Origin of the sequence: Posidoniimonas polymericola (assembly GCF_007859935.1) — a bacterium.
GTDB classification, from domain to species: Bacteria; Planctomycetota; Planctomycetia; order Pirellulales; family Lacipirellulaceae; genus Posidoniimonas; species Posidoniimonas polymericola.
The window spans coordinates 1-13,875 of record NZ_SJPO01000014.1 but is presented as its reverse complement, the minus strand read 5'-3'; the positions used below and the strand labels follow the sequence as shown (position 1 = coordinate 13,875).

The following is a 13,875-nucleotide window of genomic DNA, read 5'->3' as shown; positions in this document are numbered from 1 at the left end:
ATTCTAGCCGCCTGCCGCCGCGCGGCCAGCCGGTTCGCCGTACGCGTTGTCGTGCACGTCGGTCCGCTCGTCGGCCGACACTGCTTCTTCCGGCGAGTCGTGCCGCACGAACCAGTTGTGGTGAACGTCGCAGGTCTCTTCCGGCACGCCGCGGACCTTGATTGGCAGGCGCGTAGCGCGGAAGGTGTTGTGGGCAATTTCGATCCGCGTGCCGGCCGTGTTGGTGCCGTCGCCGCGGTCGCGGCCGCCGTGCATGTCGAAGCAGTGGCTGAGCGACTCGCCCAGTTCGACGTTGTGCCGCGCGGCATAGCCGCACGACGGCCGGCCGGTCCCGGCGATCGAGTGGCGGTTCCAGTCGAACAGGCACCGCTCAATCGTGCTGCTCGCCCGGTCGTGGCACACGCCGTAGCCGAGGCCCTGGTACTGGCAGTGGTGAATGAACGAGTGGTGCACGTGGTGGTCGACCCCCGCCCGCAGGTGCACGCCGGCGTGGGCGAAGCCGCTGATCTCGCAGTTGTCGACTTCCAGCCGGTCCTGCCTGGTGACGATGCCGTCGGAGGTCGGGAACTTGTAGTAGTACTGGCGGTAGTCCTTGCCGAATTGCTCGCGGGCGCGCGTGTGGTGGTCGAGGTACCGCTTCGTGTTCGGCCCCCGCAGCCGGATGCCACTGACCCGCACGCCCGGCCCCTGCGGCTGGATCACGACCGGCGTGTCGAGCGCGTCGCTGGTCAGCAGCGCGCCGGGCGAGACGCCGCCGTCGGCCCGTTCGGCCCCGCGGTCGCTCGCTAGTGTGACGCCGGCCGGGACCTTGAGCACGAGCTTGTCGATAAAGATCCGCGCGGTGAGGTCAATCTCGGCGTCACCGGGGACGAACACGACGTCGCCCGCCTTCGAGTCATCAAGGGCCGCCAGCAGCTCGTCGAGCGTCGCCGCCGTGCGATCGCCCGACCTGACAATCCGCGTGTAGCCCTCGCCGCCGCCGATCGGACCAACGTCGTCCGCCTGGGCCCCGTAGAGCTGCCCGTCGAGTTCGACGGAGGTTGGCTCGGCGGTCGCGCGAGTCGCCAGCAGGATAATGGACGTGAGGGCCAACAGAAAGGCTGAGATACGAGTGCTCATTGGCCTGGGCTCAGTCCGATTTCGGTAGAAAGTAGCGAGAAACGCATGCTTCTGCGCGGCGAACTCTTATTCGTGGTCGCGGGCGATGCGATGGATGACGTGGCCTTCGGACATTGAACTTGCAGGTCTTGGTAGGTGCAGCCAGCCGCGATTTCTCGATGCATTTAACAGCACTAGCACCAGCTAGTTACCTCTACCTTCATAGTAGTGAAATTCAGCCCAAAGCAAAGTTGTACGGGGTAAGTGTCGCCGTGACGTCCCCACAGCGAAAAGCCAATGTGCATTGGCGGCGGCATCATGACAGTTAAATCAGCTGGCGGTTCGTTGGGGGCGTTTATGAACTCGTTGGCAAACTCTTCCCACGTGCAGATCCTCTTCTTCCAAACTTCTAGTTGCAGATAGGGCAAAAGCGCCGGATAGCCGGGGTAGGGCCACTCAGGATCACTCTCGTTTGGCGAGAGATAGGTGGTTCTGACCACGTGTCCTGATTCTGCAACCTCGTACTCCAGCAGGCTGCCTTGATAGGTCATACCATGCAGCAGTGGGAGTCGCCCACGGTAGGAGCAATCGAACTCATCGCAGGAGAGCGTTGCGATGTGGTGTAACGGGGTGTCGCCGCCATCCTCCCTGGTCAGCTCTTGCAGATCAGGCGGCCCGCCCAAGTAGCTGGACGCGAACCGAGACTCGGTTCGGTTGAGCTCGAATGCGGTGCCCCCTACGAAGACGTGTAACAGTGCATTGGAGTCGAAGAACATAGCGGTAGTACCCGTCTGTTGCGTGCCCGCGGACTGGTGGCAGGCCCGCGCTAGCGTTTGCCAAGTGGCCAGGGTAATGCTCTGGGCTGTTGTCAGCAATGAAAAAACGCCCGGCTCTGCAGGCTGCAGAGCCGGGCGTTCTCGTATCTAGTTCGTCGGGCGGAGCCTCCGACGGATGTAATCCGTCGGCTATTCTCCGGCGCCCTGGGTGACTCCGTGATTAGAATCCCTACGAAGGCTCCTTCCGCAGATCCAACCACTCGGTGTGAAACATCTCGCCCCGCGGCTTGTCGACGCGCTCGTAGGTGTGGGCGCCGAAGTAGTCGCGCTGGCTCTGCAGCAGGTTGGCCGGCAGGGTCTCGCGGCGGAAGCCGTCGTAGTAGGCCAGGGCGGTGTAGAACGCCGGCACCGGGATGCCCAGCAGGGCGGCCTGCGACACCACGTGCCGCCATGCGTCCTGGCACTGGTCGACCGCGCCCGCGAAGTACGAGTTGAGCAGCAGGTTCTCGAGGTTCGGCTCCTTGTCGAACGCCTCCTTGATGCGGTCGAGGAACACGGCGCGGATGATGCACCCGCCCCGCCACAGCATGGCGCAGTCGCCGTAGTTGAGCGGCCAGTCGTGCTCGGCGGCGGCCGCCTGCAGCTGCACAAAGCCCTGCGCGTAGCTGACGATCTTCGAGGCGTACAGCGCCTGGCGGACCTGCTCGATGAACTGCTTCTTGTCGCCGTCGTACTTGGGCGAAGGGCCCTTGAGCACCTTGCTGGCCTTCACGCGCTCGTCCTTGCGGGCCGACAGGCCGCGGGCGTAGACCGCCTCGGTGACCAGCGTGCTGGGCACGCCCAGGTCGAGCGCCAGCTGGCTCATCCACTTGCCGGTCCCCTTGGCGCCGGCGCGGTCGAGCACCAGGTCGACCATGAACTGGCCCCCGTTCTCTGAGGAACTGGCGGCGTCCTTGACGCTGAAGATGTCGCGGGTGATCTCGATCAAGTAGCTGTCGAGGTCGCCCTTGTTCCATTCGGCGAACACGTCGTACAGCTCGTCGTTGGAGAGGCCGAGGCCCTCCTTGAGCATCGAGTAGGCCTCGCAGATGAGCTGCATGTCGCCGTACTCGATGCCGTTGTGCACCATCTTCACGTAGTGCCCGGCGCCGCGGGGGCCGACCCACTCGCAGCACGGGATGTCGTTGTTGGGGCCTACCTTGGCGGCGATCGCCTGGAAGATCGGCTTGAGGTGCGGCCAGCTGTCGGGCGAGCCGCCCGGCATCATGCTGGGGCCCTTCAGCGCGCCCTCCTCGCCGCCACTGACGCCGGTGCCGGAGTACAGGAAGCCGGCGGCCTCGACCTCCTTGGTGCGCCGCTCGGTGTCGGCGTAGTAGGTGTTGCCGCCGTCGATGATGATGTCGCCCGGCTCCAGGAGCGGCTTGAGCGAGTCGATCACGGCGTCCACCGCCGGGCCGGCCTTGACCATCATCATCACCTTGCGGGGCCGGGCCAGGTTCTTAACCAGGTCCTCCAGCGTGTGGCAGCCGACAAACTGTTTGCCCGCGGCGCGGCCGGCGATGAAGTCGTCGGTGACGCTGGTTGTGCGGTTGTAGACGGCCACCTTGTAGCCGCGGCTCTCGACATTCAGGGCCAGGTTTTCGCCCATCACGGCGAGGCCAATCAGGCCGAAATCGCAAAGCTCAGACACGGTGGGTCCTTTCGGAAGGAACAGGGGGAAGGCCGTCTTGCCCCCGATCTTCTGCCGGATGGGGCCGGTGGTCAATATGGCGGCCGGCGAGCGGGGCAGGGCGGGGCGGCTCGAGAGCGCAAATCGGGGAGCTTCCGATGCAGAATCGCCGCCGCCCCTTTTGGTCGCGGCTTCCGCTGGGGATAATGAGCGGCTCGAACTACCCGACCCTGGCCCGCGAAAGAAAAGGTGGCTGCGCGTATGTCTGGCTTGTCTGTCCGCACCGACGATTGTGAACTCGATTTTGTCTCGCTGGGGGCGCTGGTCCACCGGCTCGACCCGGGTATCACCCCGTTCCGCAAGGCGACCAACTTCTCCGTGCACGTGTCGGGCGGCGAGTACAACTGCGCGGCCAACCTGGCGAGCTGCTTCGGCCTCAAGACCGGCATCGTCACCGCGATGGTCGACAACGGTGTCGGCGAGCTAATCCAGACCCAGGTCCGGCAGATGGGCGTGCGGCCGTTCTACAAGCACTTCCAGCACGACGGCGTACGCGGTCCCAACATGGCCACGGTCTACAGCGACCGCGGCCACGGCGCCCGGGCGCCGGTGGTGTTCTACAACCGCGCCAACGAGGCCGCGGCGATGCTCAAGCCGGGCGACATCGATTGGGACGAGGTATTCGACAAGTCCAAGGGGGGCGGCGTCCGCTGGTTCCACTCCGGCGGCATCTACGCCGCGCTCGGCGAGCAGACCTCCGACCTGATCGTCGAGGGCGTGACCAAGGCCAAGGAGTCGGGCGCAATCGCCTCGTTTGACCTCAACTACCGCGCCAAGCTCTGGAAGACCCTGCCCGGCGGCGAGGAGCACGGCATCGAGATGAACCGCGAGATCGCCAAACACCTGGACGTGCTGATCGGCAACGAGGAGGACCTGCAGAAGGGCCTCGGCCTCAAGGGCCAGGATGTTGAGAAGAAGGGCAAGCTCGACCCCAACGCGTTCTTCGGCATGATCGAGCAGGTCAAGGCCGAGTACCCCAACATCAAGATGGTCGCCACCACGCTGCGCGAGGTGCACTCCACCAGCCGCCACAGCTGGTCGGCCGTGCTGTGGCTCGAGGGCGAGAAGTACACCTGCCCCACCATGGAGCTCGACGTAATCGACCGCATCGGCGGCGGCGACGGCTTCGCCTCGGGCCTGATCTACGGCATGCTCAGCGGCCAAGAGCCGGAGCAGGCCCTGCGCCTCGGCTGGGCCCACGGCGCGCTGCTCACGACCTACCCGGGCGACGTCTCGCAGGCGTGCCTGGCCGAAGTCGAGGCACTCGCCGAAGGCGGCTCCGCCCGCGTGCAGCGGTAGGGCCTACTCAATTAAGGCTGCATATCCATCCACACCAGCCGGTGGTCGGTCGCTTTGACCGCCGCGGCGCCCGGCTCGCCGGGCAGGGGCCAGAACACGCCGGTGTCGACCACCTTCAGGTCGCGCGACGGCAGCACGTAGTCGACCCGCAGGTTGGTGAAGTGGTCGCCGCTGAAGTTGGCCGTGTCCTGCTCGGCCGGGCCTTGCTGTTCACTGTTGAGGTTCGCAATCGCCTTGCTCGAGGCTACCGCGCCCTCGCTCGTCGGCGGGTGGTCGGCGTTGATCCGCGGGTGCTCGAGCAGCTGGCCGATCGCGTACAGTTCCTCGGCCCCGGCGTCGTGCGGGTCGGCGTTGAGGTCGCCCAGCACCACGAACGACGCTCCGCCCGGCATTCCCCCGCGGCGTCCGGCGTCGTCGACCAGGTAGGCCGGCGGCTCGGCCCGTGCGTAATCGGCGATCAGCCGGATCTCGTCGTAGTTGCGGCAGCCGTTGCGGTCTTCGGGCCCATCGAACGACGGCGGCGTGGGGTGGGAGCAGATCAGGTGCAGTGACTTGCCGCCCGGAAGCGTGACCGGCACGTCCCAGTGACTCTTGGACGAGAGCCGAAGCTGGGCCATTTCCTCGTCCGTGTAGAAGGGCTTGCCGGTTGTCGGATCGACGGGCAGCTTGGCGCCTTGCAGGTCGCGCCACAGCAGGTTCTGGAAGGTGCGGCAGTTCTGCCGGTCGATGGGCAGCCGCGACAGCACCGCCATGCCGTATTGGCCTGGGTAGCGGCCGTAGCCGAAGCAGTCGGCCGGCCCGCCGGTGCGGCCGTCGCGGTCGAGATCGAACTCGGTCGGCTCGCCCGTGTTGACCGGCGCAAAGAACACGTGCGGGTAGTCGATCGGCTGCTGGCCGTTCTGCGGCTCGCTAAGGTAGAGATCGCGGAACGCGTTGACCACGCCGCCGTCGGCCGTGTAGTCGACCTCGTTGAGCAGGATCACGTCGGGCCGCACCCGCTGGATCACCTCAGCGATCTGCTTGGCCTGCGCCGAGTCACCGCCGCGGAGTTCTTCCTCGAGCTCCCCCGCGGCGCGGCGGTAGAACGAGATGTTGTAGGTCGCGACCCGCACCGAGTCCGCGCCGGCAGTGTCGGCAGCCGAGGCAGGGCAGGGCAGCAGGAGTAGCGCAAGGACGACGAGGGCGGTCCAGCAGGGGGCGGTTCGCATAGCGGTCAATCGGCGGGCGGTGGCTGGGACGAGAGGCGGGCCTCCCAGTCTAGCAGATCTTCCGCCAGCGGCGGCGGCCGGCCAGCACCCCGCCCAGGGCAGCCAGCCCCAAGTTTGCGGCCTCCGGCACGGGCGCCCCGGCGTCGTTAAGGGCGCCGCCGAAGTGGTTCCGCCACACGTAGTAGTCGCCCTGGTCAACGACGCCCGAGAAGTCGTGGTCGGCGCCCTCGCCGTAGGTGACCGCCTGGCCGAGGGAGTCCCGCCACACAGCGTAGTCAGCCGCGTCGACCCGGCCGTCGGCGTTGTAGTCGCCGAGGACGCCCTCGAAAAGGGTGAGGGTGACGATGGCGCTGCCGAGTATCCGGTCGGCCGGCCCAGTGCTCGACGTGTCGAGCACGAAGTCGAACGGCGTGCCATCGGCAAGCGTGGCGGTGAGCGTCAGGTTTCGCTCGGCCAGCGTGGTCCGCACGCCGGGGGAAAGGCCCAGGATTGGAACTCCGTCCAGCTGGAAGTCGGAGCCAATCAGGTGCAAGGTCGAACGGTCGACTAGCGTGTTCGCACCTAGCATTCCACCAGACACGGTTGCTTCGCTGCTAAAGTAGAGGCCGAGCTGATCACTGATCGAGCCGCTCGTCATGCTTACGCGCGAGGCTGACACTATAAACCGGTTGCCAATTGTTCCTCCGGTCACGATCGCCTGCCCGCCGGACAGGACACGTCCTGAGTTCCCGATCGCGGCCCCGGGGTCGACGATAATTGAACCAGCTTCGATCGCAAGGTTGTCGCCGAAGCGGCTCCCGGAGATCGTAAGCGGGCCGAGGAGTGCCGCGGCTTCGGCGAATGTCGCACCAGTGATGGCGCCCGATTGTATGTTCTGAAACAGGGCACGGGCGCCGAAAGTTCCGCCGTGGACTTGCACGGTTCCAGACGTGTGGCGGAACATCTCGCCTACGTTCGAGTTTGTTAGGAAAAGGTCGCTCCTGTCCACACGCGCGCGGTCGCCGATCGAGCCGCCGGTCATATGGAACTGAGAGTCAGCGACGTAGAGGTCGTCGGCTACCGTTACGTCGTGCAGTTCGGCGACCGAACCTTTGGATAGCAACGCATTTCGTCCGAGACTCCCCCGCCACATCCGCAGCTGCGTGCCTTCACCGCCGAACGCCTCGCCGATCGACTGGCCGTGGAGCGAAATCTGCGTGCCCGTGACGTCGGCGCTGCCGCTGATATCGCAGTCGACCACCGTCAGCGTGCTGCCGGGATCGGCGCGGAGCTGCCAGTCGATGGTGGCGTTGGCGATCTCAACCGCAGCGCCCGAGCTTACAAAAATGCCGCCGTGGAATTCCCCGCCGGAAACGGAGACGCGGCTGTTGAAGTAGGCGTACAGCGGGCCGAATTGCCCCCCGGAGATTTCTGCCTTGGCGCCGCCCCACACCTCGACGCTAGAGGTCGCTGATCCGCCCGATGCGTGCAGCACCCCGCCGCTGTTGACCTTCACCAGCCCGCCGATCACGCCGCCCGAGAGCGACGCGACGCCCCCCGAACCGATAGTGACGGACGACGCCGACCCGCCGGACATCTCGAGCCGCGTGTCGCGCGGCGCCTCGACCGCTCGCACCTCGCCGCCGCTCACGTCGAGCGTCACGCCTGCTTTGAGGCTGAGAATCTGATTGCCGACCCGTCCGCCGGCGACCCGCCAGGTTGAGGTGACGCCATTGGGGAAGCTGAGCTGATAGTTGCGGGGCCCGATGTCGTACGCCTCGAGGCGCACGACGTCGGCGTCGTCATCAACCAAGATCGAGGCGCCCGGCAGCAGCCGCACCGTTCCGACCGCGGCTGCGCCCGTGGCGTTGATCTGCGAATCGGCCCACCCGTAGATGAGTGGCACACTGCCGCCGGAGAGGTTGGCCGTGCCGCCGGAAAAGATATCGTTGCTTGGCGTCAGCGTGCCGCCGGACATGTTGAGCACGCCGCCGTAGAACACCTCGAGGTCGCCCTGGCTCTGGCCGCCGGCCATGTTGATCACCGCGCCGGTCGCCTCGAGGTTGTGCCCCACGACGCCCCCCTCGTGGATCTCAACCGTGCTCCCCCAGCCGGCGTTGAAGTCGTCGGGGATCGTCGCGCCGGAGTCCAAGATCAGCGTCTGCCCAGCGCGGATCCCGAGCGGGACCGGGTCGGTCGACGCAGTAATCACGGCGGGCCCGACCGCAGGCGGCGCGAGCGACTGCAGCGTGTAGACGCCGTCGAGCCGGGAGCCGGATTCCTGCGTGGTGAATGCGAACGGCGTGCCGTCGGCCAGCGTGCCGCTGAACGCCGCATCGAAAGGAACCTCGATCGTGGCCGACGTGTCCGCCGCGTCGAGGCCGGGGATCAGTTCGCCGTTGAGGCGGAACTCGCCCCCCCAGAACGAGACGCTACTCGACTCAGATGTCCGGAACGCAAAGTCCCCGTACGAGCCGCCCGCCAGGGTGACCGAGCTGCCATCGTTGGCCTGGAACGAACCGATCCTGCCGCCCGACACCAGCACAACGCTTCCTTCATCTGCGATGAATCCGTCGGCAACGGCGCCGCCACTGACGCTCACAATGCTCCCCGTGTGAGCCGCGAAACCGCCGGGCAAGGACCCGCCGTCCGCCAGGTAGAGGGTCTCGCCCGAGTTGGCCTCGTTTGGCGCCGGATCGGGCGGGACGTTGATGACCGTCTGCGCGTGCGCCGGCCACGTCAGGCTCAAGGCGACGGCTGCAAGCAGGAGGGCACGCATGGTCCAGCCGTGTCCGGGTGTGAGGAGAGTCCCCGCTCGCCACTCGCGGGGCTCACGCCATTGTAGCCACCCGTTGCGGTCCAACGCGATAGCAGCCAGCGCTTACTCACCGGTCGTACCCGGTGAGTTGCTCGATCCGCTCGTCGATCTCGGCGATCAGCTCGAGGTACCGGGCGTCGCCCGTGCTGCCGTATTGCTGCTGGAACTCGGCCGCGGTTAGGCCCTCCGGCAGGTCCTTGTACGGGGGCAGGAAGGCGTAGCAGTTGAAGTCGTTGGCGATGTCGACCGGCTTCAGCTCGCCCGACAGCACCGCCCGGGCGAAGCGGATGCCGGCGCGGTCGGCGGCCAGGTCGACAAAGCTGAAGCCGCTGGCGCGGTGGGAGTCGAGCACCTCCTTGGCGACGCCCACCGCGTACGCCTGCTGCGCGTCGGACGCGGCGGTCAGCGCGGCCGAGACGAAGAAGTGCTTCAGCAGGTCGGCGCGGCCGCACAGGGTCGCGCCGCGAACCAGCGGGGCCCGCTTGGAGAGCGCGCCGGGCGGGTCGGCCTCGCGGACCACGCCGCCGGTCGCCGGCAGGCTGCGGAGGACGACCGTCTCGTCGAGCGCGATGCCGAGGCCGATCAGCAGCGGCTTGGCGGCCCGGTCCTTGAGCGGCGCGGCGTCGGACGCCGCGCCCCGGACGAGCAGCTCGGTCAGCTCGTCGCCGGTTGCCCGGGCGCCCTCGGGCAGGCTCTGGTTCACGCGGCCGCTCTCGGTTACCGACCGCACGACCAGCTTGGTCTGTTCCCCGAGCGAGCCGCCGCGGGCGGTCCGGGTGCGGGCGGCGAACTGGGCAGACGAGGTGTCGTTCGGCAGGGTCTTGGAGAGCGCCGTGTAGATCTGGTTGAGCCGCTTGAGCGTCGGCTCGGAGAGGTCGCCGAACGCCTTGGCGTTGTTGCGTCGGACCTCCTCGCCCACCATCGACATGAGCAGCGTGTTGATGGGGTCGAACTGGATGCCGAAGCCCGCTTGGCGGCTCTGCCGGTCGCCCAGCACGGGCCGCATCACGCTGTCGGGCTCGGGGCTGTGGGTGGCGCCGAGGTAGTGGCCCAGCTCGTGCACCAAGAGCTCCAGACGCTCACGCTCCGACACGTGCTGCGACCACTCGCGGAGCAGGATGTGCGAGCTGAGCGGCCCGCGCGTGCCGCCCAGGTGGATCCGGCCGCGGACCACCTGGTACTGGCTGGTGAAGCCGATCACCAGCGTGTCGCCGATCTTGGGGACCTCGGTCTCGAGCTCCTTGAGCGACTTCGTGAAGTCCTTGGTGCTGTTGTCGGAGTTCCAGGTCTCGGTGGCGACGACGCGGAATGTCATGCCGGAGTGGCTCAGCATGATCAGCGACGCCATGTCGACCCGCTTGCGGAGCTTCTGCGTCCACAGCGACTTGCGGAGCGGCTCCTCCTCGTCGACGCAGATCTTCACGTCGATCCGACCGGCGGGCGTGGTGACGCCGCCGCCGGGCAGGGGGCGGGCGTGCGACTCCCCCTCGCCCCCCAGTCCGATCAGGTGCAGCTGCGGACCCTGGGGCGTCTCGCCGAAGTAGTAGGCCGAGTTGGCCTCGAGCCGGAAGCCGTTCTCGCCCGTGTTGGTGGCGTAGCTGGCGTACAGCGGCGAGTCGCTGAACAGCGGCATCACCTGCCCACTGGTCAGGTGCAACTGGTACGGCTTGCCCTCGGTTGGCTTGATGGTGACCGGCGTGGTCTCGCGGGTGCGGTTGGCGATGACGACCACGTCGGCCGCGGCAGGACGCACCGCCATCATCGAGGCGAGAATCAGCACGAGCTTGGCAGTAGGCATAGCGTTCATTGTAGAGCCGGCCGTCCAAATCGGCTAAGGTTGTCTTGAAGCCGGCGAGGCGTGATCTGCCCCGCCAAGCGGTCCCCTCAAACTACCTACGTCGGAACGCCGCCTTTGGGCGGGGCGACGCCTGCCAGGAACCCATTTTATGAAGTTTCTTACGAGATTTCCCGCTCGGCTTGCGTGGTTTGGTTTACTCGCCGCAGCGGCCGCGGTCGCCACGCCGGCCCTCGCTAACGATTGGCCCCAGTGGCAGGGCCCCGATCGCGACGCCAAATCGGCAGAGCAGGGGCTGCTGCCGCAGTGGCCCGACGGGGGTCCACCGCTCGCCTGGAAGGCGACCGACCTAGGCGGCGGCGACAGCGCGCCGGCCATCGCGGGCGGAGTGGTGTACGGCATGAGCGCCCGCGACGGCGACGAGATCGTCTGGGCGCTCTCGGAGTCCGACGGCAGCGAGCTCTGGACCGCGCGGCTTGGCCCGGCGTTTGACCAGAGCTTCCCGCAGTCCAAGGAGGGCCCCGGCGGCACGCCCACCGTCGACGGCGACCGGGTCTACGCCATCGGCATGGGCGGCGTTGTCAGCTGCCTCGAGACCGCGGGCGGCGACATCGTGTGGCAGCGCGACATGCACGAAGAGTTCGGCGGTGCGGTGCCGGCCTGGAGCTTCCGCGAGTCGCCGCTGGTCGACGGCGACAAGCTAATCTGCACGCCCGGTGGCCGTGACGCGATGATGGTCGCGCTCGACAAGCAGACCGGCGCGACCCTCTGGACCTGCGCCGACCCGGACGCCAGGGATGACAACGCCGAGGAGGGTGAGTCCGGTGGGCGCCGGCCGCGCATCCCGGAGTCGGGCGCCGCGTACTCGTCGGTTATCGCGATCGACTTCGAGGGCCAGCGGCAGTACGTGCAGATGACGGCCACGTCGCTGGTGGGCGTGTCGGCCGACGGCCAGCTGCTGTGGCAGTACCAGCGGCCCGCCAACCGGATGCGGATCAACTGCTCGACGCCGATCTACCAAGACGGCCTGGTCTTCGCCTCGTCGGCGTACGGCAACGGCGGCGGCGCGGTGCGGCTCAGCAGGGACGCCGACGGCGGCGTCACGGCCGAGGAGGTCTACTTCACGTCGAAGATGCAGAACCACCACGGCGGCATGATCGTGCTCGACGGCGTCTTGTACGGCGCGAACGGCGGCAACGGCGGCGGCTTCTTGTCGGCCCTCGACTTCGCCACCGGCGACGTCATCTGGCGCGAACGCGAAGCGCCCAAAGGGGGCCTCGCCTACGCCGACGGCCGCCTGTACCTCCGCGGCGAGGGGGGCGAACTAGTCCTCATCGAGCCGAGCCGCGACGAGTACCGCGAGCGGGGCCGCTTCCAGCAACCCGACCGCACCGACAAACCGGCTTGGGCCCACCCGGTGGTCGCCAACGGCCGGCTGTACGTCCGCGACCAGGGGGCGATGTACGTGTACGACGTGGCGGAGTAGGGGCAAGCGGCGACGCACAACGTATCGGCGAGTGGCCGTGGGAAGGGACATCAATAACGAGCATCTCTACACCGGGAGACGCACCGACACGGAAACCGGGTTGCAGTTGAATCGGAGGAGATTCTATCATCAGCAACTGGGGAGGTGGGTGTCCAGGGATCCGATTGGGTATGCGGCGGGGGATATGAACCTGTACGGGTATGTTGGTGGAAATCCAGTCCTTTATGCCGACAGCCATGGATTGCAAAGGCCCCCGGGGCTTGGCCTTCCGATAGACGCAGGTGATTTACATGACATCATCAATGACAAAATTGACGGTGCACCAGGAGTCTCCGAACCGGAAAAGGATTGGTGTAAATGCAATACTACGTGTTGCTTCCAAGCTTCCGATAGCCGAGAGCAAGTGGCCGATGAGATGAATGAGCGATATGGTGGCGGCTCTGGCAATTCGGCGGTTCACAATGCGATTCAGCACTGTGCATGGATGTGTATCGTTGCTAGCAAATGGGGATGCTCCAAAGAGCAAGCTCGTGAGTTGGGCCAAGCCCATGAGGACGGAAACTTCTTCGGGGGAGCCAATGGCGACATGGACCTTTGGAACAATGATGAGGGGATTGAGAGTTCGTCAAACTGGGATTCTGTGGATTCATGCTTTGACAAGTGTGAAGCAAAGGCCAAGAGTGGAGAACTTGATTGGTTTGAACCAATAGATACACCAGCACGCCCTGGCCAACCTCCATTGAGGCCTGGCGGTCTGCCAACAGGCCCTTCTCCTCCGGGGCGACCAGTTGGTCCACGGCCTCCGCACTCGTGGGGCCACTAGAGCAGCCAGGTTACTAGTTGCATGAAGATAATTATTCGAGTATCGCTGTTATTAGTTGCGTTGCTGGCAGTAAGCCTTCTGCTGTACGGGAGCTATCGCGTCTGGGTTACTTGGAGAGTGTTTTCGCCACGCGAAGTCACCGCCGTTGACGATTGGCCGTACGCGATCAAGGAGGTCTTGAACAAACTCGGGGACAAGGCAGTTCAAAGAACGGAAGCTTACAAGGTCGGCGGTTTCACCGATCAACAATTCTTCTGGCTGATCGAACTTGTTGATCCGACGCGAAGTGCTGAGGTCTGCTCGGCCCTTGAAGTGACACAAACTAAGCCGAGTTCATTTCTAACTGCCGCGATTCATAATAGCTCTAAGCCAAGTTGGTGGTCCCCTGACCTAGGCGAAGAGACACAGTACTACTTGTCTGACGGATTCGATCTTTCTACTCGTGGGGCTGACGGGGAGCACTTTCTGGTTCTGGTTGAGAATGACACCGGTCGCATATTTGTGTGGCAGAAGTCCAATTTTTGAATCCTGTCCCTCCCGAAAACCCAATCCGTGAAGCTGGGCAAACGCCAGCACGTGTTATTGGAGGAAGAGCACGGGCAAGGCAATGCGACCGAAGTCCCAGCGGAACCAGGCACCGTGGGCAACGTTTAGACGCAGCAACGTTTGGACGTTGCAATCGAACCCAGGCACCGGGGGCAACGTTTGAACGAATACTCGGTCAGAACGAACCTAGGCACCGGGGGCAACGTTTAGGCGAACACTCGGGCGAAAAACGGGGACGGGTCCAATACTGTTCGGCACGCGATTTGCGCACGCCAATTCGTCACTGCGAGGCGATCTAGTCGAGGTTGCGCCCTGGAC

10 protein-coding genes are annotated in these 13,875 nt (G+C 65.7%); 4 read left to right on the top strand and 6 right to left on the bottom strand.

The features are described 5' to 3' along the window. Positions 1-3: 3 nt before the first annotated feature. The 3 genes from Pla123a_RS22145 to gnd form a co-directional block, all read right to left on the bottom strand. Complete coding sequence (locus tag Pla123a_RS22145; RefSeq protein ID WP_146591115.1) at positions 4-1,119, bottom strand: hypothetical protein; 1,116 nt, start codon at positions 1,117-1,119, stop codon at positions 4-6. Positions 1,120-1,292: 173 nt separating this feature from the next. Next, positions 1,293-1,874 (bottom strand): hypothetical protein, encoded by a 582-nt coding sequence (locus tag Pla123a_RS22140; protein ID WP_146591113.1) that lies wholly within the window; start codon positions 1,872-1,874, stop codon positions 1,293-1,295. Between the two features lie 229 nt (positions 1,875-2,103). After that, positions 2,104-3,564, bottom strand: coding sequence for a decarboxylating NADP(+)-dependent phosphogluconate dehydrogenase (gnd, locus tag Pla123a_RS22135; protein ID WP_146591111.1), 1,461 nt, complete (start codon positions 3,562-3,564; stop codon positions 2,104-2,106). Positions 3,565-3,804: 240 nt separating this feature from the next. Between gnd and Pla123a_RS22130 the strand changes: the two genes are divergently transcribed. Then, entirely contained in the window at positions 3,805-4,902 is a 1,098-nt protein-coding gene (locus Pla123a_RS22130) for a sugar kinase (protein WP_146591109.1), read from the top strand. 11 nt (positions 4,903-4,913) lie between these two features. Here Pla123a_RS22130 and Pla123a_RS22125 read toward each other — a convergent pair whose 3' ends face one another. From Pla123a_RS22125 to Pla123a_RS22115, 3 genes are all read right to left on the bottom strand, one after another. After that, complete coding sequence (locus Pla123a_RS22125; RefSeq protein ID WP_146591107.1) at positions 4,914-6,110, bottom strand: endonuclease/exonuclease/phosphatase family protein; 1,197 nt, start codon at positions 6,108-6,110, stop codon at positions 4,914-4,916. A gap of 49 nt (positions 6,111-6,159) precedes the next feature. Beyond that, positions 6,160-8,868, bottom strand: a complete 2,709-nt coding sequence (locus tag Pla123a_RS22120; RefSeq protein WP_146591105.1) for a hypothetical protein — start codon at positions 8,866-8,868, stop codon at positions 6,160-6,162. Positions 8,869-8,974: 106 nt separating this feature from the next. Continuing rightward, positions 8,975-10,705, bottom strand: a complete 1,731-nt coding sequence (locus Pla123a_RS22115; RefSeq protein ID WP_197528195.1) for a M12 family metallo-peptidase — start codon at positions 10,703-10,705, stop codon at positions 8,975-8,977. Between the two features lie 148 nt (positions 10,706-10,853). Here Pla123a_RS22115 and Pla123a_RS22110 point away from each other — a divergent pair, with 148 nt between their 5' ends. From Pla123a_RS22110 to Pla123a_RS22100, 3 genes are read left to right on the top strand one after another with little or no spacing between them, the layout of a single operon-like run. Then, complete coding sequence (locus tag Pla123a_RS22110) at positions 10,854-12,188, top strand: PQQ-like beta-propeller repeat protein (protein WP_146591101.1); 1,335 nt, start codon at positions 10,854-10,856, stop codon at positions 12,186-12,188. A gap of 31 nt (positions 12,189-12,219) precedes the next feature. Next, positions 12,220-13,011, top strand: coding sequence for an RHS repeat-associated core domain-containing protein (locus tag Pla123a_RS25405; RefSeq protein ID WP_146591099.1), 792 nt, complete (start codon positions 12,220-12,222; stop codon positions 13,009-13,011). Between the two features lie 21 nt (positions 13,012-13,032). Beyond that, the gene (locus Pla123a_RS22100; protein ID WP_146591097.1) at positions 13,033-13,536 is read left to right on the top strand and encodes a hypothetical protein; all 504 of its coding nucleotides are present in this window, start codon (positions 13,033-13,035) and stop codon (positions 13,534-13,536) included. Positions 13,537-13,875: the final 339 nt, after the last annotated feature.